At 50.0% G+C, this 22,373-nt stretch carries 20 protein-coding genes; 6 read left to right on the top strand and 14 right to left on the bottom strand.

Going from position 1 to position 22,373, the window contains the following annotated elements; translation table 11 throughout:
- Window positions 1–32 precede the first annotated feature (32 nt).
- From AC6I7T_RS13335 to AC6I7T_RS13350, 4 genes are read right to left on the bottom strand one after another with little or no spacing between them, the layout of a single operon-like run.
- Window positions 33–1,214, bottom strand: a complete 1,182-nt coding sequence (locus AC6I7T_RS13335) for a hypothetical protein (RefSeq protein WP_497793952.1) — start codon at window positions 1,212–1,214, stop codon at window positions 33–35.
- A 46-nt stretch (window positions 1,215–1,260) separates the two neighbouring features.
- Window positions 1,261–1,467 (bottom strand): hypothetical protein, encoded by a 207-nt coding sequence (locus AC6I7T_RS13340; protein ID WP_497793953.1) that lies wholly within the window; start codon window positions 1,465–1,467, stop codon window positions 1,261–1,263.
- Window positions 1,458–2,036: a hypothetical protein gene (locus AC6I7T_RS13345; protein ID WP_497793954.1), complete on the bottom strand. Its 579-nt coding sequence runs from the start codon at window positions 2,034–2,036 to the stop codon at window positions 1,458–1,460. Before AC6I7T_RS13345 ends, AC6I7T_RS13340 begins: the two co-directional genes overlap by 10 nt.
- A 31-nt stretch (window positions 2,037–2,067) precedes the next feature.
- Entirely contained in the window at window positions 2,068–2,349 is a 282-nt protein-coding gene (locus tag AC6I7T_RS13350) for a hypothetical protein (protein WP_497793955.1), read from the bottom strand.
- Window positions 2,350–2,450: 101 nt separating this feature from the next.
- Here AC6I7T_RS13350 and AC6I7T_RS13355 point away from each other — a divergent pair, with 101 nt between their 5' ends.
- The 6 genes from AC6I7T_RS13355 (at window position 2,451) to AC6I7T_RS13380 (ending at window position 12,552) form a co-directional block, all read left to right on the top strand.
- Window positions 2,451–3,497: an IS630 family transposase gene (locus tag AC6I7T_RS13355; RefSeq protein ID WP_497793956.1), complete on the top strand. Its 1,047-nt coding sequence runs from the start codon at window positions 2,451–2,453 to the stop codon at window positions 3,495–3,497.
- 1,080 nt (window positions 3,498–4,577) lie between these two features.
- Entirely contained in the window at window positions 4,578–8,117 is a 3,540-nt protein-coding gene (locus AC6I7T_RS13360) for an RHS repeat domain-containing protein (RefSeq protein WP_497793958.1), read from the top strand.
- Between the two features lie 94 nt (window positions 8,118–8,211).
- Window positions 8,212–10,572, top strand: coding sequence for an RHS repeat-associated core domain-containing protein (locus AC6I7T_RS13365; protein WP_497793959.1), 2,361 nt, complete (start codon window positions 8,212–8,214; stop codon window positions 10,570–10,572).
- Window positions 10,569–11,087 (top strand): hypothetical protein, encoded by a 519-nt coding sequence (locus tag AC6I7T_RS13370; RefSeq protein ID WP_497793960.1) that lies wholly within the window; start codon window positions 10,569–10,571, stop codon window positions 11,085–11,087. The genes AC6I7T_RS13365 and AC6I7T_RS13370 overlap by 4 nt, the downstream gene beginning before the upstream one ends.
- A gap of 197 nt (window positions 11,088–11,284) precedes the next feature.
- Entirely contained in the window at window positions 11,285–12,022 is a 738-nt protein-coding gene (locus AC6I7T_RS13375) for a hypothetical protein (RefSeq protein WP_497793961.1), read from the top strand.
- Window positions 12,023–12,255: 233 nt separating this feature from the next.
- Window positions 12,256–12,552: a hypothetical protein gene (locus AC6I7T_RS13380; RefSeq protein WP_497793962.1), complete on the top strand. Its 297-nt coding sequence runs from the start codon at window positions 12,256–12,258 to the stop codon at window positions 12,550–12,552.
- Window positions 12,553–12,854: 302 nt separating this feature from the next.
- Here AC6I7T_RS13380 and AC6I7T_RS13385 read toward each other — a convergent pair whose 3' ends face one another.
- The 10 genes from AC6I7T_RS13385 to AC6I7T_RS13430 form a co-directional block, all read right to left on the bottom strand.
- A complete protein-coding gene (locus AC6I7T_RS13385) occupies window positions 12,855–13,280 on the bottom strand; it encodes a hypothetical protein (RefSeq protein ID WP_497793963.1) in 426 nt (141 codons plus the stop codon).
- Window positions 13,277–15,313, bottom strand: coding sequence for a type IV secretory system conjugative DNA transfer family protein (locus tag AC6I7T_RS13390; protein ID WP_497793965.1), 2,037 nt, complete (start codon window positions 15,311–15,313; stop codon window positions 13,277–13,279). The genes AC6I7T_RS13385 and AC6I7T_RS13390 overlap by 4 nt, the downstream gene beginning before the upstream one ends.
- Window positions 15,314–15,329: 16 nt before the next feature.
- On the bottom strand, window positions 15,330–15,647 hold the full coding sequence (locus AC6I7T_RS13395; RefSeq protein ID WP_497793967.1) for a hypothetical protein: 318 nt from the start codon (window positions 15,645–15,647) through the stop codon (window positions 15,330–15,332).
- A 274-nt stretch (window positions 15,648–15,921) separates the two neighbouring features.
- Window positions 15,922–16,962: a hypothetical protein gene (locus AC6I7T_RS13400; RefSeq protein WP_497793969.1), complete on the bottom strand. Its 1,041-nt coding sequence runs from the start codon at window positions 16,960–16,962 to the stop codon at window positions 15,922–15,924.
- A gap of 2 nt (window positions 16,963–16,964) precedes the next feature.
- Window positions 16,965–18,014 (bottom strand): hypothetical protein, encoded by a 1,050-nt coding sequence (locus tag AC6I7T_RS13405; protein WP_497793971.1) that lies wholly within the window; start codon window positions 18,012–18,014, stop codon window positions 16,965–16,967.
- Window positions 18,011–18,265 carry a hypothetical protein gene (locus AC6I7T_RS13410; RefSeq protein WP_497793973.1) on the bottom strand — a complete coding sequence of 85 codons (255 nt, stop codon included), beginning with the start codon at window positions 18,263–18,265 and terminating at the stop codon, window positions 18,011–18,013. Before AC6I7T_RS13410 ends, AC6I7T_RS13405 begins: the two co-directional genes overlap by 4 nt.
- A gap of 2 nt (window positions 18,266–18,267) precedes the next feature.
- Window positions 18,268–18,570: a hypothetical protein gene (locus tag AC6I7T_RS13415; RefSeq protein WP_497793974.1), complete on the bottom strand. Its 303-nt coding sequence runs from the start codon at window positions 18,568–18,570 to the stop codon at window positions 18,268–18,270.
- Window positions 18,571–18,936: 366 nt separating this feature from the next.
- Complete coding sequence (locus AC6I7T_RS13420) at window positions 18,937–20,493, bottom strand: glycosyl hydrolase family 28-related protein (protein WP_497793976.1); 1,557 nt, start codon at window positions 20,491–20,493, stop codon at window positions 18,937–18,939.
- A 319-nt stretch (window positions 20,494–20,812) separates the two neighbouring features.
- Window positions 20,813–21,220, bottom strand: coding sequence for a single-stranded DNA-binding protein (locus tag AC6I7T_RS13425; protein WP_497793977.1), 408 nt, complete (start codon window positions 21,218–21,220; stop codon window positions 20,813–20,815).
- Between the two features lie 759 nt (window positions 21,221–21,979).
- Window positions 21,980–22,372, bottom strand: coding sequence for a hypothetical protein (locus tag AC6I7T_RS13430; protein ID WP_497793979.1), 393 nt, complete (start codon window positions 22,370–22,372; stop codon window positions 21,980–21,982).
- Between the last annotated feature and the right edge of the window lies 1 nt (window position 22,373).

Below are 22,373 nucleotides of genomic sequence, written 5' to 3' on the forward strand. Positions count from 1 at the left end.
GACGCCTTCAGCGCACCTGCGATGTTGTTCGCCTATTGCAGTGTGACAAGAACCTCAATGACACCTTTGCCTGAATCGAGCGATCCCATAGCTTTGCCGATCACAGCTCCAAACATGCGACTATAGTCAGTTCCTTTCATCGCATAGCCCACAGCGGAAGAGGTCACAAGCATATCGCCAGGTCGAATTACGCCGTTCTCTGCACTGCTTTTGACCGGAACTATACCGATGACGGCCATTGGTATTTCATAAGGGCTCTTAATTCTTATCTGCCTTCGACCAACCACTCCGGGCTTCGTGGAGTAGACCCCCGCAACTATCTTGGAATAGGGTTCGGAGGATTTTAGGAACTTGCCATCTACTTGGGGATCGATTACCAGTACATCGCCAGGTTCATATTTCTCTCTGTCATCGGAAACGTCCACAGACTCTGCATAGTCACCGCCACACAAAGAACCGGTCCACGCTGTACCCTGCTTACTCCCATCCTGAAAGATAACCGAACCGCCCTTTCCGCTGGTTAATGCAATATTGCCGCTGACTTCCAACATGCTTCCCGGATTGCTCGTACCTATACCCACGTTGCCGTTGTCCTGAACGGTCATTAAATCGGAAATAATGCCTGCCGAGTTTTTGCTAATGGCCATTTTCCAACCGGTATTATCTGTTCCAAAGACCAATCGGTTCGCGATGGGTGACGCTCCTCCGCTCAGTATCTGAAATTTCCCGACGCTCCCAAGACTATTTCCGCCCCAAGTTGGAATACCGAAAGAGGCACCTCCAAAGACATCAAGCAATGAAGACGGTGCCGATGTACCAATTCCAACATTTCCATTACCTAAAATGGTCATTTTGACGGTTGGGGTATTACTCAATCCATAGGTGATATCAGATGATCCATTGGTAAAAAACTGTAAATTCTGACTTGTATACCAAGGGGCACCAAATTGAGAAGTGATGTATGCCTCTGGTGCAAAATTCGCGTAATTCCCGCCCATTTCGAAACTGACACGCGGTGTATATGAATTGTCAGTCGGCGTTGTGTTCGATTTAACATGCACATCTCCCATGGCATCCGCCCCAGATGCCGGCAACGTCGTGCCAACTCCGACATTACCTCTCGCTGAGGACGTATTTGTTGTCTGGGCTTCCACAACAGAACCCAATATGATCAACGCAGCGATCATCCAAACCGAACTTGCATACTTATGCATCTTGCTCTCTCCATTTCATTTACCTCGTCATGTTTCAGCTTGCTAATTATTGCAGGGTAACCGCCACTTCAATCACACCCGTTCCGGCATTAAGATGTCCGAAAGCTTTCCCTATCACCGCACCCAACATGCGACCGAAATCTGTTCCTTTCATGGCATATCCTGGAATGGAGGATGTAACCAAAATATCTACAGGCTTGATAGACCCATTTTCGGCTGTAACCTTAGTTGGCGCGATACCGATCAACGCCATCGGAATCTCATCCGAGCTTCTCGATGTCGTCTATCTTCTGCCCACAACTCCAGGCTTGGTGGAATTACCCCAGTAACAGGGGTCGAATACGGCTCCGAAGATTTCAGAATCTTTTCCTCGACATTGGAATCAATTACCAGTACCTCGCCCGGTTCGTACTTTGTACGATTATCAGAGACATCAACCGATTCTGCATAATCTCCACCGCACAAAGAGCCCCTCCAAGCAGTATCTTGTTGGCTTCCATCTGGGAAGACGATATGCGAGCCATTTCCGTTTAACTTCATATTCCCTGCAACTTCCAGTCTTTCTCCAGGTGCCGTCGTCCCTATACCTATGTTGCCATTGAAGTCCTGCAACATCACGGGATTTCCATTGGAGACGGCTTCCCAGACAAAACCATTTGCACCCCTCCAAAACGCCACTTCTTTTTGAGTGATGTACAGACCTGTTTTCGCAATCTCCAAATCGATGCCGAATATCTCGGAAGAAGGAACGTTGTCACCACCCCCACCATAATCCTTGAGACAATAACAGACGGACTTGGTAAACCAGCAATTCCGGTGCATGTCGTCAGAGTAGCGCTTCGACTAGTGATGCCTATTCCAACATTACCGCTGCTGCTAATGGTGACTTGAGATATACAGGGGACTGATCGACAAAATTAAATCCAGCAACACCGAAAGCGCCCACACCAACCTGCCAGCTATGCCATCCATTTTTGCTGCTCTCATAAAGATCTGCAGAGGTTCCGGCTCTTTTAGTGTCGATCAGTGCATTACTTGAGGTAACCACTGAAAGAGGAAATACGCGGCTCGTTGTCCCAATTCCAGCATTGCCATTCCTGGGGAATGCATTTGCTGTTTGTGCCTGAACTGACAAACCGGCCACATATATTGGTTAAGGCAAACTGGTGTAGTTCGCCATAAATAAAGTCGTTTATAAGGTGTAGGACATCTCATCTACAGTTGAGGTGACTGAGTATGCGCGTAGCTCCAACCGTTGGGCTAGATTCTGAGGTACGAGCGGAATTGCAGAGGCTGCTACGACGGCGGACTACACCGGTGCGGGTAGCGGAACGTTGCCGCATTGTGCTGCTGGCCAGCGAAGGTTTAGGGAATAAGCAGATTGCCGCCCAGTTAGGGGTGGCTCCCCGCATGGCAGCACTGTGGCGCGGACGTTTCCTTGCCCTTGGCCTCGAAGGTTTGCTTCGGGATGCGCAACGTCCGGGGCGTAAGCCAACCATCACCGCTCAGACGGTTGCCGAAGTAATCAGCAAAACGACGCAAAGCAAACCAGAGGCTGCTACACACTGGTCTCGTAACACTATGTCCCGTGCCATGGGCCTTTCTGCGTCCAGTGTAGGTCGCATCTGGCGCGCACACGGGCTCAAGCCACATCTCGTCAAGAGCTTTAAGATTAGCAATGATCCGAACTTCGCAGATAAGCTGGAAGATATCGTCGGCCTCTACCTGAGTCCACCCGAACATGCGTTAGTTTTGTCGGTCGATGAGAAGAGTCAGATACAAGCTCTGGACCGCACACAGCCCGGCTTGCCCATGAAGAAGAGCCGCGGCCAGACCATGACTCACGACTACAAACGCAACGGCACCACCACGCTGTTTGCCGCCCTCAATACCGCCACCGGTGAGGTCTATGGTCTGTGTCAGCAGCGGCATCGCCATCAGGAGTGGCTGAAGTTCCTGCGTCTGATCGACCAGACGGTGCCTGTCGGCAAGCAGATCCACATCATTTGCGATAACTACGCTACACACAAGCATCCAGCAGTTCAGCGCTGGCTGGCCAAACACAAGCGCATTCTGGTGCACTTCGCACCTACTTCGGCTTCTTGGCTGAATATGATTGAACGCTTCTTCCGCGACCTAACCGTCAACCGCATCCGCCGAGGTGTTTTCTTCGATCTTGAACAACTCATCATGGCCATAGGCGATTACATCGACCGCCATAACCTGAACCCTAAACCTTTCATCTGGACTGCTAAGGCCAACGACATCTTGGAAAAGGTTTAGCGAGCCAAGTCTGCCTTGATTAAATGATGAGATTAACGGCGGACTACACTAGCCCGCATTATTCATGAATAGCTGTTGGTCTCTGAAAAGCAGCAATGATGCACTTCTTTCGATTCCAGGATTTTGACCGCCAAACAGTCTGTCAGTCGCGGCCGAATGCGAAAACAGGGCTCAAGTGTGCATAGGAAGCGGGTTTCCGAGAATCCAGATCCGAAATTCATGAATAATGCAGGCTAGAAATCGCATCATTCGCATACTCGTTATCACCATCTTCTTCTCCTGTAGCTCTTACTTAGAAAGAGCAATTCTATTGCGAAGAGAAAAGGGCCTCCGTATTTGGAGTCCACCGGAGCAAAGAATTCTGCTATAGCCGCAAAACGCATCATCTTAGTCCGTCACGTGTTACTTTTGTCACACCATGACTATTCTTGGGGCACATCGTAAGCTGCCCCAAGAATGTGATCAGCCCTGGAGTACCTTCCAACGGCATAACACCCAGGCGCGGATTAGCCTTCCCCAGATAATCTCAGAAGTTTTCTAATTGACAAGGGTGAAATGACATATATCCTACGTACGATGAAAATTGCCGCATCTCTTTGAGCTCTAAACATCTAGTATGCTGACACAAGTACAAACGACCGTGGAGACAAGCACACCACAAAATGTCAGACTATACTTCTCTTCGCAATCTGATTGGAGAAACGGCTCGCGATATAGCGCAAATAGATTGACTGCAAATTCACTTCGCGAAACACGCATTCGCAGAAGAGAAGGTGTGCCCACCTGGCTCCTTGTGTTGTACTATTGACCATTCTCCTGCGATCAGAGATTAGTCTTTGGGGGAGCGAAGTCAAGGTCGTTCATATCGCCCATCTTTCTTGACACTCGCAAGTCTCACTGCGATCAGGGATGGGCCTCGCTCGCAAATATGGTTTGTCCAGTTACCAATTCGTGAGCCATTTTGCCACCAGATGACAACGTTGTATTTAAGTGATTATATTGCATAACAGGCCTTAAACCATCGCTAGAAATTTGTTTCAGGCTTTAAAAGCATGGGTCTGTCGCATTGGGGAGGAAGTATTGCTAGATAAGCACTCAACGGCAATGACAAAGATTGTAGGATTTCTCGCTGCGGTATTGAGCATAGCCATCTCGTGTCAGGCACAATCGAATGACGTGACGGCAACAACGGCGACGCCCGCCCCAGGATCAGGGCATGACTATATTCACCTGCTGAATGAGACGGTCAATCCTGTCAATGGCTCAGTGGACATTCGCATTCCCATCCCCTTGCCTGCCGGGCGAAAACTCAGCATACCGTTTGCCATCACTTACAACACAAATACCGCATTCTTTCTCTCGCCAATCACCCCTACTGACAACAATGCATATGGCGGAATGGATTGGGTTAGCTCTAAAACCTTCTTAGCGAGTGGAGGTTGGACATATACGGCGCCAGTTCTCAGTATGACGACTATGAAAAAGCGTTATGCAAATACAGATGCACCAGGAGCTCCAATTGAAACCTGCACATACTATGACTCAATGTTATTCTCTTCCCCCGATGGCACATCCACGCCGTTGGGCACTTCCTTCATTATCGACGACGAATATGGCTGCAAACACCTTGCACATGTTTGGGAGACTGATGGTTTTGATGCGACCGATCCCTACAAAGTGAACATGCGAAAAGATGGCACTCACTACAGAGAAGTTGAAATTGCTGACGCTCATGGAACCGTGTATCACTTCCCTAGCTCTGAGCTCCATGGTGACTCTTGGGCATCTCTAGCCGGAGGCAATTCCTCTACGTGGTTAAAGCTAGCCGACACAATTGAAGATACAAATGGGAACAAGATCAATATTGTAGATAACAATAATGGTGCTTTCTCCTACACTGACACACTAAACAGAACCCTCCTCACTTCGTCTGGTTTCGGATCGGGAACAACTGCGCTAAATATATCTGGAATGCTAACACCGTACAAAATTGAATGGGAAAACATTTCGTTTGCTGACAAATTTGGCGGATATACACCGATTTCCATACGAACAGGCTATGCGTGTGGTGGAACAGGTGGGGTGATGGCATCCCCCATCAGTGTAATTCATCGCATTACGCTGCCCAATAACACCTCATATACATTCGATTACCATCCAATCTATGGGTTGATTAGCAAAATAACTTACCCCAATGGAGCATATGTTTCATATACCTGGGATATTGAAAAAGAATTTGACTCCGCTAGATATACCGCATTAGATATCGATACCCGCTCTAATTCCATTATATGCGAAGATCGATACGACCGAGTTGTTCTAAGATCCCGGGATGTAAGCTTTGATGGCTCGACCATATCCCTCCATCAGGACTATGCCTATTCCACAAACTGGTCTGCCCAGTTTAAGGGAAACTGGGAATCCAAAACCACCACCGTCACAACAATCGACAAAATATCCGGAAGCACTTATAACACAGTTTACTCATATTACCCTAAGAAGGTCCTTCCTAATTTAAGAGTCCCCATATGGGGTGACACAGATGCACACGTTCTACCTGTTGAGAATAGTGTCGCGTACCACGGAAAAGGTGATGAAACCTTGCTAACCGTAAACAAAGAATGGCAGAACTTCACATTACTTCATTCGGTCGAGCAAGTGATCCCCAAAGGTACTTCCTTAAAAACAGTCTATAGCTATGGATACGGAGGTCAAATTAGCCAGATTGCCGAATATGTAGATGGAGCAACATCGGCCACAAGAACTACAGACAAAACATACAAGAATTTCGCAGTGACACCTACGTATTCCAAAGGAGCCTCGATTTTTGATCGGCCGGAGAGCATTACAATAGCAGATTCACAGGGGACGACACTGGCGAAGACGGACTATTTTTATGACGAAGCAGATGTCTCCGAGACCTCGTCTGTCTTGCAGCATGACGAGAATGCCTACGGAGCAAAGGTAAAGAGTCCCCGCGGCAATTTAACCACGATTATAAAGAGATGTCTTCAGAGCGGATGCTCCGATATGCAAGCTCAATACCGTTACGATCAGACAGGACAGGTCGTTAAATCATTTGATGGTAAATCCCACGAAACGGACTACGCGTACGACGATTCCGGGAATGGAAAACCTTCTAATGGTATTACGAACGCCTACGTTTCAAAGATCACGTACCCGAAAACGGGAGAAAGATCACATGCGGTGAAATTCTCCTATGATTATGCAACTGGATATCTGGTCGAATCTGATGACGAGAACTCTCAAGCTACGAACTATACATATGCAGATCCGTTGAACCGACTAACCAAGATCGATGGGCCAGCAGATCCCAATAATGGAAACCAACGCCCAAGCACAAGCTACACATATAATGATAGTGGAAGTTCCCCAACAATCACAAAATCCGTTACGCAGAGCCCAACACCTTCGCTGAAGACCGTTCAAGTAATGGATGGAATAGGACATGTGATCCAAACACAAACAGATTCGGATCCTGGGGGAACAGATTATGTCGATATAACATTTGATGGCAATGGTCGTATACATACAGCCAGCAATCCTTATCGATCACAAGCCGATACGACATATGGGATATCCACGACCCTGTACGATGCCTTGGGGAGAGTGACCAGTATCGCAAACGCGGACAGCAAGACGAGCCAAACATGGGAATATATTGGGAATAAAGTTACTTTCACGAACGAAAATGGATCCAAGTGGGATAGAATCAGCGATGTCTTTGGAAGACTGGTCAAGGTGTTAGAGCCAGGCTCGCTCAATACAACCTACAGCTATAACCTGCTGAATAACTTAATTGAGGTAAAACAGCAAGGGAATATAGAGGCAAGCGATGCAACCCGAACACGAACCTTCAGCTACAACTCGTTATCACAATTGTTGTGCGCATCGAACCCAGAGAACTCTTCGGCTAGTTGTCCCACTTCAAATGTGATGACGTATGTGCCGGGAACAATGGGCTATACATACGATGCGAACGGAAATCTACTTACGAAAAAAGATGCCAGGGAGATAACGATAACCTATGGCTATGATGAATTAAACCGCATATTGAGCAAAAGCTACAGTAACGGGAGCCCGTATTCCTGCTATCAATACGATGCATCGAGTGTCAGTGGAGCCGGTGGAAACCTTAGTGGGCATCTGACCAATGAGTGGACACAGAGTTCGACTTGCGGCGATGCACCACCTGCAACGGGGATAATCACAATCCGGTCGATCCTAGGCTATGACGGAATGGGACATATCCTAAACGAACGGCAGTGTGTAGCGACAAAATGCACCACAGATTCAGGACCAACCCTCAGCTATGCATACGACCTTGCTGGGAATCAAGTAAGCCTGACCAACTCGATAGGGAAAGCCGCCAGTTCACTAGCTTTGAATTATACCTACGATGGTGTAGTACACCTGACAAGCATTGGAAGCAATTGGGATACATATCCAACGAACCTATATACGGCAACCAAGGATGGGTTCAGCGCTGTGGGGCCGATTCAATGGAGTTTGGGTTCAAATCTGACCATAAAACAGGATTACACGAAGCGCTTATGGATCGGAAGCATCACTGCTACAGGGCAGGTACCCGCGCAATAGGGATGATTCTAACGGACGTGAGATATTCGGATGTTGATATAGGACATCCACGAAGACCGGACAACACCGAAAGGCAACGAGAAAGCGAGCACAGATGAAAGTTCGGCACGTAATCGGCGGGAGTCTGATCATAGTACTGATGGCAGCAGTGATGAAAGGGCAAACAGCCCTGCTGAGCACTATTGAAGCGCCATATCCTCCGGTTCAGAATCCAGTAAGGATAGCCGGCGGCAGCTATGGGGCCGGTGCCGTGTCCTATGGTCCAGCAGGAACGCCATTGATTCTCAGTGGAAAGAGTTTCAGCCCTATGGCAATAGTGTTGTTTCCCGGTCCGCAGAAAGGCAGCACGGTAGCTGCAAAGATAAGCAGTTGGAGCAGCTCAATTCTCTTCCTGACGGTACCTGCGGGAGCTACAACGGGACTGGTATATGTAAGTAATGGAGCGAGGCAAAGTAATGGGCTGCCCTTCATCGTCACACAGGGCAGCTATTCCGGAAGCTGTCCTGCATTTCCACCTGCAAGCCAATTGGAAATTACGACTGCATCCCTACCGAATGGTCGTCTGGGACAAGGCTACAATGTAACCCTTAACGCCGAAGGGGGAGCACCTCCGTATAGCTGGTCGCTCTCTGGTGGCTCATTTCCATCCGGGTTGGCCTTGTCCAGTTCGTCTGGAGTGATCAGCGGAACGCCCACAACCGTTACTGGTGAAGTGAGCCTGCGCTTAAAGGCCACAGACAGTCGAGGACAGAGTACGGAATCAATGCTGAGCATGGCCGTCGATTCACAGCTATTGACTGCGGGAACTGTATACAGCTATTCAGTGGGAGAAGACGGCTATGACGGAACTGGAAACGTCACCTCTTATACGGATACAGTAATGGGAAAATGGAGCTTCGGTTACGATGCGCTGTCAAGGCTGATGACAGCGACACCAGCAGCGGGAACACCTGACAGCTATGTAGGACAAAATCTTTGCATGAACTACGACGCATTCGGTAATCAGACACAAGCCAATTTCCAAAAAACCGCGTGCAATCCGACTACTGACCCGTCCACGACCACATACACAGCGAATAATCGGATCAACTGGACAGCGAAGGATTCCGTAGGCACCAGTACGATTTATGATACGGCCGGAAACGTATTATACGATGGACATAATTACTATGCCTACGACGGAGAGGGACGTATTTGTGCGACGCAGAGCCAGTTTTACGCGGGAGGGTATTCCGCCCATGCCTACGTTTATGACGCAGAAGGGCGGAGAGTCGCGAAGGGGACCATCACTCCGATTGATCCAAATACCCGAACACTGACCTGTAGTATGCAAGGCTTCCAACTCACTGAGAGTTACACGCTAGGACAGGCAGGAGAGCAATTGACGGTGTCCGATGCAAACGGTGCGTGGAAACGGACAAATGTGTATGGGGCCGGCAAGTTGATCGCAACTTACGATCCCGATGGACAGCACTTTCAGATAACCGACCCCTTGGGCACCCGCCGTATGCAGACTAGCTCGAATGCGGAAGCGGAACTGGCATGCCAGAGCTTACCCTTTGGGGATCAGCAAAATTGCTACATCGTGCCGGATGCTCCGCCTACAGCAGATGATGCTACTTCATTGCACTTCACCGGCAAAGAACGTGACACAGAATCTGGACTCGACTACTTCGGGGCTAGGTACTATGCGTCTACGATGGGAAGGTTCTTGAGCCCTGATCCAACCTTCCAGAGTGCACTGCGAGCTAATCCGCAGACCTGGAATCGATATACCTATGGACTAAACAATCCACTGATTGTTGTCGACCCGAATGGCGAAGTGTGGCAGTACAGCATGTCGGGCACGTGGGACTGGATGAAAACGTGCAATATTGGCGCAACCTGTGTTGATCAGATTGCACAACAGGAAGGCAACAACGTTGTTACGTATGGTCCTTCCGGCCCGAACGACAAGCAGAGCTTCGCTGCAAACAAGCAGGGATACGTAAATGTCTCTGATATAGCAGCGACCGACGGCGCGTACTTCGAGCTCAAATCAGGATCTCACAGTTATGCCAGCCCGCAGACAGCGGTGGATCTTTACAATGGGGCTTTCGATTATCACTTGGCCTACCCGAATGACTCAAAGCTGTTCGTAACAGATATTGGGAAAAGCGATGGGTCAAACTTTTCTCCCCATAAGACGCACAACGTGGGCCGAAGCGTCGATTTCAGGTATATAGACAGTGATGGAAGACCGATCGCATCTGACCGAAAGCTCGCGGCGATATGGTATGCAGATGATGCCCGAACGCAAACGATGGTGAACATCTTCAAAGAAAATGGGTTCAATCAGAACTACAGTGACAACAACAACGTGTATGGGACTAGTTGGGCACCTGGTCACGATACGCACATTCACTTCGGTAAGTCCTCCCACTTGGGACAATGTGAGATAGGTCCGTGCAAATGAAACTGGCGTACATTTTTGTGAGACTGATGGTTGGCGCCGCATTCTTATGTTGCGTCGTCGCGCGTGTGTCTGCGGAAGTTCAGTGGAACAACGTTCCTCCAAAATTAAGAGAGGCTTTTGCGGCAAAACCATTTGGCGATCTCTATGACGTAAGCGACCGTATCAACCCTGTCTATTTGCGGGGAGATTTCGACGGAGATGGACTTGCTGACTATGCCATCTTGGTCGTTCAGATCAAAACCAAGAAGCAAGGTATTGCGGTGTTCCTCAGCTCACGACATCAAGTCGTGATTCTCGGGGCAGGTGTGCCCGTACAGTACGGGGCGGAACGCAGCGATAACTTGAATTTCGACAGATGGCGCGTGACTGGGACCAACCCTTTCGATAAATCTAGTTCAATCGAAGTACCTCCCAGCTTCCACGGTGACGCGATATTTGTCGAGAAATTGGAAAGCGCGAGCGGCATGTTCTATTGGAAATTGGGGCAGTTCATGTGGCTCCAGCAAGGGGATTGAGGTCAGATCTACCTCTATGACACACTTCGCCGCTTGTGCAAAGAGCATTGTTTTTCCACGATCTCGTTTGACCGGCAAAGAACGTGACTCCGAATCAGGAAACGACTACTTCGGAGCGAGATACTACACAGGCTTGATGGGAAGATTCCTAAGCCCAGACGATGGAACGGGAGAGCGGCTCCAAAAACCCTCAGAGTTTGAACCGATATTCTTACGTTTTTAATAATCCATTGATCCTGGTAGATCCCACAGGATATTCAACGCACACGGCTGTAAATGGAGATGTATTAGCTGTCTATGCAGACGGGGATTTCAACGTCTACAAGCATGGCGACATAGATGCCCGAGGGGATTGGGATGGATCAAAGCTTGATGCTACTGATCCACAAACAACCCCAACCGGAAGGACACAACACTGGGATGAATTTGCCAAAATCGGCAAGGACGGCAGGGGCATCGACGGAACAGCCGCTCGGAATGCACACATACACTTTGGCGTGAACATAGATCAACAAATCAGAGAGTTCAACGCAATTGCAGACGCAGAGGATCTTATTGAAGTAGCAATTCAATCTCGAAATGGCGGTTCTCTGGACATAAAGACAACCTCACCGTTAGCTAATTACGGGCACGCAACAGGTTATCTACTTAATGGGTATTATGTCACGATGGAGTCCGCAGGAAACTACTTGGCAAGACTAAATGCTATGACGTCAGCTCGGGCGGGTAAACACATTTCTCCCGAGTTTGCGCAGAAGCTGTTTGGAGCATATCAAGCAGGCGGCGGTGGACTTAAGGGTCTTTGGGCAGTACAAAAAACGTACAAAACCGGAAATGCTGCGCCTGGAACCCAGGCGCCTTATTGGGGCGAGACGGAATATTCGGGGCGGATGCAACAAAAAGGAATCACTGAAGGGGCAAGGATGCGCAGATGAAAAGCTCCTTCAGGACCGTTCTGATATTTGTAATGGCACTTCTGCTTTGCTGGCTTGTGCTACTGCCGCTTGGAAGGACGGGATTCCACAACTGGATTGCTTCCAGCAGCTTTGGCCAGATAACGATAACGCTTGCGAATGGCTCGAAACTGTACGTTGTTCGAGAATCATGGGGACGCCACACCGACGAAATCTCAATCCGCCGGGATTCTGATGGTTGCAGAGCGAGTGATATGAAAACTGATTATGTTGACGTTGAACAGAACGGAGACGTACTGGTTTATCTCGTGACGGGAAATGGCTTGTTGATCTATAGCGATCCCCCTCCTAATACAATTCGCGAGCCTTCGACCCCTTGGTCTTCAAATAGACCGACAATTCTTGCCACAAAACAGCCAACATGGATCGAAATGGTACAACATCCAGAGCAGAACAACGTCGTTACGGTGCATGTTCCCCTGAACGAGATGTGCTTGATCAATTTATTTCGCTATGAGAACAGCCTTCGTGACAGACCGAAAGAGCCGTAGACACTACGATTCAAGGCTATGCATGCGTGAGATTTTCATTTTGAGATCACGGAGGCGGTTACAGTGCCCAAGGGGACTCTTACAATGCTTATCGGCACTTGCACATATCAGTACTCTTTTCGTGAGTGTTTTATACCGACAAAGAATTTGATCAAGAATCCGGCTCAGATCGAACGGCAGGAAAGCTCTTAAAAAAGCGATTCGAACCCTCAGCAAAAGGCTTGCGGCACTTGAAGGGGAAATTGCTGAGGATCGGAACTCATGTGGTTTTACAAGTAAGACAGAGAGTGAAATCATGAGCTTTAGACTACAGATCCAGGCATACCAAGAAGTGCTATCGAGAACACGATGGCCTGATCTGCGGTGAGCATCTTGCGCTCGACCAGGTCACTCATCTTGAAGTTCCTGGAGGTAAGCTTGCGAATCGTCATCAACGGGTGTGGATGCACTATCGGCGGAATGGCAGCAGCGAGACGGCTTCCATCTGGAAGACGAAGGTTCATGATTGGAGAATCAGCGTCGAGCTTCTTGCCGAATCTATTCGCGATCACCTCCAGAGCTGTCTGGAGCGTTCCCTCTTCAAACCGAAGTTCCGGACACAACTGAATGCGGCCATCCTGTTCCTTCCACACCGGGCCGTCAGGATTCACCATGATCTCCGATATGTCTTCTGCTTCGAGCAAAGGCGCAATGGGTTTGAGAAATGGAATAATCACTTCGAAGCTCATGAGGTTATTCTCCGTGGATCAAAACCAATCTTTTCCTGATCAAACCAGGTCATGTTCTTGGGCAGGAAATCTGGCTTCAGATAGCAGTAGGTCGGTGGCAGAGGGCTGATGCCGTCGAAGGCGACTACAACTGATTGAGCATTCTTGAGATCGAAGAAGACCTTCTCTTCAAACAGTGGCTCCTTATGCTTCTGATATTGCTTCGAAGCAGAAACGGAACCTTTACTCGATGAGGTGCGCCCCGAGAGCCAGCCTACATTGGCATTCGTGCTGGACTCGGAAACGGTGTAGCTGATGCGTGTGCGGTCCGCCTTACCGCATAGTTCAGATGCATAGCGGGCAGTTTCAGGATCGGAAGTTGTCAGAAAGATCTTCGTCCGGAACGCCTGCAGCAGAGTCTTCACACCTTCATTCGGTTGCGCTTCGACCAGACTGGAAACGCTTTGAGATGAAACAATCGGAATACAGAGAGGCTGTCTCGATAAGGAAAGGAAGCGCTCATCTCCGGTGGGGTTATCGCCACCCACAGTCGCGAAGTTCTGATACTCATCACAAATGAAGACTGTTGCGCGAAAATGTCTCTCAGGCTCCTGATCCATCTTCGGGATACGTAGCAACACGGCCCGCTGATAATCAATCTTCATCATAGTACCGATGATCCTGGCAAGTGCAGGGTTCAGAGCTACCGGGAAATTGAGCCCCACGACAGAACCCATTTCAATCAGATCATCGAATGGCAGCAGTACTCTCCCTTTCGGGTCTGAAGAACACGGCTTTCCCTCATAGAGTTCCTTGGGTGGACAGAAGACGCGGCGCACATCCGGATCGGTCTCGAAAAGCGAGAGAAAGACGATCACGCCCTGCACAATCGATGTCTTGACCTCGGAGCGGAAGAATTTCCAATGCTCCCAGTACCAATACTCGACGCTATCGAAGCGGTCACGCTCTTCCTGATGGTATGGCTTACGTGTATAGACATAGAATTCGGCAGATGTCTTCCGAATCAACAGCCGCTCCAGTTGCTGAGTCCACACGGCGAGGTACTGACCAGCATCTTCGCGCCATTCGAATCCAAGAGAAGACAGGAGCGATTCGTATTGGCGATAGTCCTCTTTTTCTAGGCCGACGTATTGAACCTGGCTGAAACGCGATCCGACCTCGATCAGCATCTCTTCAAGTTTTCCGGCACTGGCTACGGTGCGGAAAATATCTGCCATCGTGAGATATCCATCGCGGATGCGATGCAGCATGATCACATACCTGACCAAATCTGTGTAGGATTGCTGCCAAAACGGCTCCTTCCCGCGTCCCCAGATGGAAGTAATGATAGAAGCTATATTGAATGCCTGGGCATATGGATCGAGAGAATTATTTAACGGGTTGTAGCGGATGTCGCCATAGAGCGAGACCTCGATATAGTCCTGATCCCTGCCGCACCATTTCAAAATGCGCTCCACTTGGCGGCAGAGATCACCTTTCACTTCCAACACGATTCCAGAGAGTTTTCGAAAGGGATCCTTCGCGCAGTAGGCAAATAGCTGCTGCATTGCCGGGAGGATAAGTCCGTGAGTCTTGAAGGAACCGATGGCGCCAAAGCAGGCGATACCGGTATAGAGTCCCTTCTCCGGAATCTCCAGCCAGTTCGGAAAGGCGCTAGGGTTTGGAACTAGTTGATGGTGGAGTTCCCCAACGATCAGAGATAAAGAATTGCGCGTCCGCGGATCGGGATATGGAGGCAGCATGCCTGCAGTCAGTTCCATATCCTTTCTATATAGGTGGACGTACATCAGCGAAAACAACATAGAGAGGATCAGGAATGGAACTGTATAGAGAAACAGATCGTGACTCCAAACCAGCCCATTAAAGATCTGCGGACGTTCCAGAGCAATCAACCGCAGCAGCGGATCAGAGTCATTGATCGGATAGCTAGCGTTGAGAACTATACCGAAAGCTAAGCTAAACCCCAGCGATAAGAGAAAACGATATTCGACCGGCGGACGAATCAACTTTTGCAGCAGTGTAGAGTGGAGCATTGGCTCAAAGCCTCCTTCACGAATGAACAGATGTGGCACCAAAGGATGATTCCGATTTCGGGCCCGTATCTGCTGCAGACTTGCTCGATGGTGGAGCAGATTTTGATCCGGCGGTAGTCCGAGTAGGCGCTGCTGCGGGATGGGCTTTGTATTTCTGGAAGTCTTCTTCCTGCGCAATGGCGAAGCGCAGGAGCTCATTGACGACATACTGAGTTTCATTGTTCGACCACTCCGCCATAAGCGCGATATCATCGGCGATTGCCTGGTCGATGGTGGATTGAAGCTTGGCGCGTGGTACTTTGCTTGCGCCGTGGACTAGTTTCATTCTGTTCATACCATCTCCTGTGCGTAGTCTTGCGATCCTTGATCTCTCTGCATCGAATCGAGTCAAGATCATGCACCGATCCTGATAAGATCCGCTGAACATCTTGTTGGGATCAGGACAGTATCAGGTCGAGATACTTTCTCAATCCTTCACAGTGCCGAGGCGGGAGCGACCAGCGCGGCGGAGCCGACGCGGCAGCCACGAAGTGGCGGGGTCGCTCCCGCCTCGGCCACACACTTCTCCCTAACCCCATACAGTTGCGCATCTAGTTGTCATTGCATGGTTAAGCTTCTGTCTCATGTGTCTCCTCGCGTGGTTGCTGTAGTGTCCCTTTACCTTCCTCCTCTACACGGCTACGCCGCAATGCAGATACCGGATAGCTGTACGGAAGAATTACTGTCGAGAACCTCACGCGCATGGAGGTCTGAAGAAACCGCTGCCGGATTTTCTCTTCCGTAGTGACGCCTAGCTTCCATGCCGCGTAGATTGCCTGGTGTTCCAGCGTGGAGTAGATCCCCTCCCCATCGCGCATGATCGTCAGGTCCTCGGCAGATACTCCGCGCCCGCCTGCTTCCGATTGCTGGCGGACTACGAGGAACCGCAGGAAGTGATTGACTCCCAGAGGCGTCAGGGGAGTGACACCGTGGACCCAATTGTCGGGAAGGAATCGCTGGAAGGCTGCTCTGGCACGAGCAGAGTTACTCTCCGAATCGGCGATGAAAATCAATTCGAATTGCACGAGAGCGACAAACAAAGGTTGATATTGTCTGAGATACCGTTCGAAACGAGTAGCGGTCATCTGCCCTTCGTCAAAGAAGGTGAAGCTTGGGGTACCTGTCTTCGAAAGAAGTATTGGGAACCCATCAGGGAAGTACATCAGGCGTCCGGCATAGCTTCTGGGCAAAAGCTCAGAGCGGACGCCACACTGAGTTGTGAAGAAATCCACCTTACTGGTTTCGGTTTCGAGCACATGCACATCGAGGTGAGCGAGCAGGAAATCGAGGATCATCAGCCGGGATTTGATGTAGAGGTCGCCCTTGATCCGCCGGTTCTGCGAGTCAGGACGGCCCAGCGCTTCATAGACCGGCTTGGCTACCAGATGATAAACATGCCGTCCCTGACCGCATTCGATGATTCGCACGTGTTGCAGACGGAGAGCTTTTTCGAGAAACCGGGAAGCCGCTGCTCCACTGTTATTCCGGATGAACTGACTGAATTGCCGCCGAAGGAAATAACCTGTGTGCACGGCAACCAAGTAGAGGAAGGAGGCTTCACGCTCCAGATAGCCGACCGCCTCCAGCGAAGAAATCGGATCATAGTCCACGGCTATAACTCCAGAATCTTTTCCATCAGGTGATGGTCATGCTCAATTTGTGCTGTCAGGGTGGCGCGATCGGAGGCAGACGCATATGCCCGGAAGCCTGCCTGCGCCTTGGCGCGCAGGTGACCGGGCCGGTATGCGGCGGTCAAAACTTCGATGTCTTCGTGACCGGTACGCGAGCCCTGGTCGATCTCCTGTTCCGGCTCACGAGGCAGGTCATATTCAATTCTCGCGTCCGGGATCTGGATTTTTCCATCAACAAAAGGCAGCTCAAACTTCCCGGCTATCTCCTGCTTAATCTCAGCCATCTCGCGTTTGGGATCGGCCTTGCGTGCCTGATAGATCGCCTTCTGCACCTCGGCTTTCAGCTCGAAGTCGAGCTTGACGCGTAGATTACTGCCACCGCTCTTTTCGATTCTCTCTGCTTCCTTCCGATAGGCACGATAGATTTGCGAGTCATGTTCCGCCTCGCGCGGCTTGACGAGACCGGCATATAGTCTCTGGTCTTTCGGCAAATCGCCTTCGTCGAGAAGCAGTCGTCGGCCTTCCTTGGTTAGGGTGACGACCTCAACACGCTCAATCGTGCGCCTGCGTCCATCGCGGCGCAGATTAACATGTGCCGTTTCGACAAGACCTTTATCCCGCAAATAGCGCAGATCATTTTCCAGAGGGCGGGCCTTACCGTTGTACAGCACTTCGCGAAGATCCGATGTGCGGACAACGCGGAAGCGGCCCGCCTCGCGGAGAATCTGTCTCTCCTCGGGCCGCAATTGTGGACCGGTATCAGGAGAGACCGTTCGTGCCGGACGCCGTGGGTCGGGCGAAGGCACGGGACGGCGACGGTCATGCGTAATGTCCCTGGCTTGTTCCGTACTCTTGGATTTCCGCGGAGGCCGCGTCCAGTGGTAATCCGCGACACGCTCGACCAGAGATTTCAGGCGATGAAGAATAGGATTGTCGGGAAGCTTGCGTATGACCGTGTGTTCATCACTTCCTCCGGCATTCACATCTTCACTGCGACGTCGCGGCAGATCGTCAGGAATATCCAGCTTCATTCCTTCCCTCCACTCATCTCGCGATCCGAAGGAGCAGGCGAGAGATCGATAACTAGCTGAGTCGGCTTGGCGTTAGTGCCAGAACGAACTGCCTCCTCATCCACCTTTGGCTTCTGACCTACGACACGACGAACGTCGTAGTCGTCCGGCTTGGTGAAACGGTTCACCTGCTTCTCTGCTGCTTCGCGCAGCTTGCGGACTCGCGTAACGAGATCGGATGTCCGCTCCAGATACTGTTCTTCGCCCTGCATGACTACTCCTCCTCTTTGCCAAAGCGGGCAAGGATTTCCTCCGACAATTCATTTTGCCCGGTCTGTATTTCCTGATCGAGATGTCTGAGTTTGCGGCCTGTATCGCGCAGGAAGAACTTCCGTTCAATCCAGATAGTCAGTCCGAGGATGTTAACGAAGAGCAAAACGCAATAAAGCGCGATGCTCTTCAAATAGATGTGAAGAATAAGACTGCGCCAGGGAGTGAGGAAGCGCAGTTCGTTACTCAGCCAGAAGCCGAGTGCCAGGAAGATAAGCGTAGCTACAAAGACCGCGTTCGCGATCATCGGTATTCTTTCCTGTGCTCTTAAAGAGAATTCCCAGAAAGGTAAATGAAATGGATAGTTATCCTCGCCTTCTCTACAGGAGTGTGCGGCGTCTCCAATTGAGCACATGTGCTGTAATGCATGCATACATCGAGTCATCGCAGCATTGGGTCCACCTACAATAAATACAAGCCGACTGTAACGGAGATGTCCAGTCGGCTTTCAATTCAACTCGGACGTTTTTCTTCTGCAACGAAAGAGCAAAAGTACGAGTCCAAACAGACAAACCAGAAACCATCTAACAAGTGAATTCTACTCAACATTAATAGGCTTAAGTATTTAAACTTATCTCCGACTCTTCTCAGTTCGTATATTTCGAATAGAGGTTTAGACGGCCTTAACGATGATATTTGCAGTACCGTCGGGATTCAGGCGTTCGACACGCCCCACAGCCATTCGATATTGATCGAATGTAGGGTTTGCTAGCGCCTGACCGGAAATAAAATCAGCGTCTTGTTTAGGGATAATATAGTCTCCAACTTCAGCACCTCTGACATTTACTGGAACGCGACCGGCAAATGCTACGCGATCTACTTTCTGACGAGCCGCTTCCAGATTCATTGACCACTCATGGTCCTTTTCGCTACCAGCAATACTACAAGTAGGACCCCACACGTCTCCGCCAACATATGCGGGATCCGTAGATTTCACAACGAAAGAAATAGCTTGAGACCACCGATTGGTTAACTTCCCACTGGAGTCGATTCCACAGATATCCCCTTTGGCAATATTAAAGTCTCCACTTTTCACCATGTATTCCGCATAATCAGAACCACTGGCGTTGATACTGCCGGCAGCACTAATTGACCTAGAGGTTGTATTACAGGCAGCAATTTGTAGTTTGGCATCAGACCCATTCCAAGTTGTTATGGACGTATCCCCACCACCAGCAGTTTGAAAGAATATGCCAGAAACATTCTGAACTCGTAGGGCATTGGCACTGGAATTGGCATTAATGTCGACTTGATAGGATGGAGTGTTCTGTCCAAAACCAATTGCATTGCTCTCATAATTGAGTGGGGTGAAAGAATTATTTTCAAAAACACCTGTTACTGTCGCAGAATTTGCTATTGAAATCGGAGAACTGCTTACCCCTAAAAAATTATTGCAGAAATTGAATTGAGTGCCAGATCCGACAACATTGATTGCAGCAACTGTCATGGCCTCCATATCACAGTAATTAACACCCACGGTCCTGTTGTCGTTACCATCGATGTAAACACCATTGCTACAATCTTCCAGTACACATTGTGACACCTGGGTTGTTAGACATTCTTTTAAGAATATTGCTCCATTACCTCGACAACTATGGATGCTATTATTGCTAATCCATGTTGAAGTTACGGCATTCTCTGAGTCTAGTCCCTCTAAATGTATTCCATCGAATCGGTTAGTTGTAATTTCGTTGAATTGAAAGAACGAATAGCCAAGACGTTGAATTCCAATTCCATGGCCAAAACTATTTGCGATTCTGCAATTTGTGATTCGCATATAGCTTCCGGCATACCATTTAATTAATGATCCAATATTGTCAAATGATGTCTCCAGGTTATCAGTGGAACCATCCCAATTCCCCAGAATCTGAAGATTGCGAAGTTCACAGCCGTTACCGCCACCCCAGGCAATATTGCCATTTCCACTATTAATAAATAGAGAAGCATTAGAGTTGGAGCCTGATAGTAGGATTGTTGCAGAATATCGGCTTTCTCCAAAAATACATTTCCCTTGAATATTAATACCTCCTTGCACGCTATACGTACCCGCAGGGATATAAACTGAGTTCGACGCAGACAATGCATTGTTTAAGGCTGCTGTATCGTCGGTGATTCCGTCACCTACGGCCCCATAGTCTTGGATACTTACGAAATAATTTGTTGTGGACATAGCGCTCCTCCTCTGGAATAGGAATTTCAATAACTCGATGATATCTGGATCACCCTTACGATAAAGATAGAATTCTAATATGCACAGACAGGGTGCATATGAAACAGGTTTTTGTTGCTACAAATGCAATTGGTAACCTTCTCTCTCTAAACCAGCCGTTTCCGAATCCCCTGATTCAGCACATAGAGTGAGTACCTCATAGGATTCCTGCGTGAGCGCTTCTACGTCTTGCAGCTCAACTTTTATCGAGGAGACAATGGAATCTGACCGGTTTTTCGAAGCGTGTAATCACAGGGCACCTCCTGGGGAGGACCGCCGCTCACGCGGCGTCCTCCTCTGTGATCGGCTCAGCATCGAGGTTCTCGCCCGCTTTGGGCTGCGCCAGCTTTTTGACGATGCTGGCGCGTACCTCCCAACCGCGACGCTTAACCGTTGTCTTCTTCTTGCCGCTGCTCACTTCGGAATCGAACTCAGAGCTGCGCAGTTCGCCTTCCACCTCCACGTAATCGCCTTTCTTCAGGCTCTTCGCGTAGTCGGCAGGTTTGCCAAAGGCGACGATGCGGTGCCACTCGGTATGGTTCACCCATTCTCTCGACTGCTTGTCTTTGTAGCCGGACTTGGTTGCGAGCGACAGAACCACGAAGGTCCGCTGCTGTCTGGTTGCGAAGGTCTGAGCGTCCTTACCGAGGAAGCCCTTCAGAGTGATCTTGTTTTCGTAGAGTGCCATTGTTTTTCTCCTGGTTTGTATTTGCCCGGATGTCACTCGGGACACTCTTGCGCGAAGCGACGCGAGGGGCCCTGCTCCCAAGGCCGAAGGCGTGTCTTTCTGTGGAGGCTCCGAAGAAAAATTTCGTCTGTTCTTTGGGCGGGATTTTTCTTTGGAAACCCAGACCCGAAGGGCGACCGAAGGGAGAAGCAGAAGGCCGAGTGCCGCAGAATCGGGGTCCCCAGACCGTGGTCTTTGCGGTCTGGGGTGATGTGGCGCAGGATTAGCACCGAAGCGAGTGACCGAGTGATAGCTGGGTAAATACGGGGAGAAATGGCTCTCTACGGAAACTCCCCTCTGAAGGTCATACCCGTACAAGGACGCAATCGTAACCAGACAGCAGCGGATCTTACGCTGTCGATCCTTGGATCTGGCTAGCGGCAGGCAGTCATTGGGTGAACCATACGTTCCGGGTGGCACCGCACCGTCGGCTTTCTCCTGCTGTGCGGAGAACCTTGGCTCAGGCGGCAAAGTGGAGGTGGAAGGCGAACTGCACTGTTCTGACTCCGAATCGGCGGCAAGGAGAAGACTTCCTCCGATCTTCGGTTGGGAGGTAGACGCCAGCATCTTCTGAACGTGCAGCCATCTCCTCATGAGAGCCTCCGTCCCGAGACGATCTCGTGGACTGCCGCAATACGTTCTCCGATCCACTGCATCACTGGAACCGCCATGGAATTGCCCAGGGCTCGCTGGTTCGACTCGGCATCTGGAGGAAAGTTCTCACGCTTTGTCTCCGAATCTCGCTTCCCGTTTGCTGCGGCAGAGAGTCTCAAGCGATGAAAGGATATGAGCCATACTTGTATTGCGGCCGTACAGGACCATATCCACGTAGCGAACAGGAGCAAGATCTCCTGCCCGATCCACAAGCAGGATCGGAAGAGATACCCCCTCCGACAGAAACCGGTGAACCAGCCTTCCTGCCGGATCACCTTGCTGCATATGAATCACGACACCGCAGACTAGTGCTGTGTCTTTCCCGCGCGCAAGATCGAGCGCATCTTTGCCGGACTGCACAGCGACGACGTCGTAGGGATGAAGGCGCAGAGCATACGCTGTTGCCGACAGCATGTCCCGGTCGGGACAGTAGAGAAGTATGGGACGCTTTGCATGCATG

This window comes from Humiphilus diazotrophicus, from assembly GCF_059726315.1.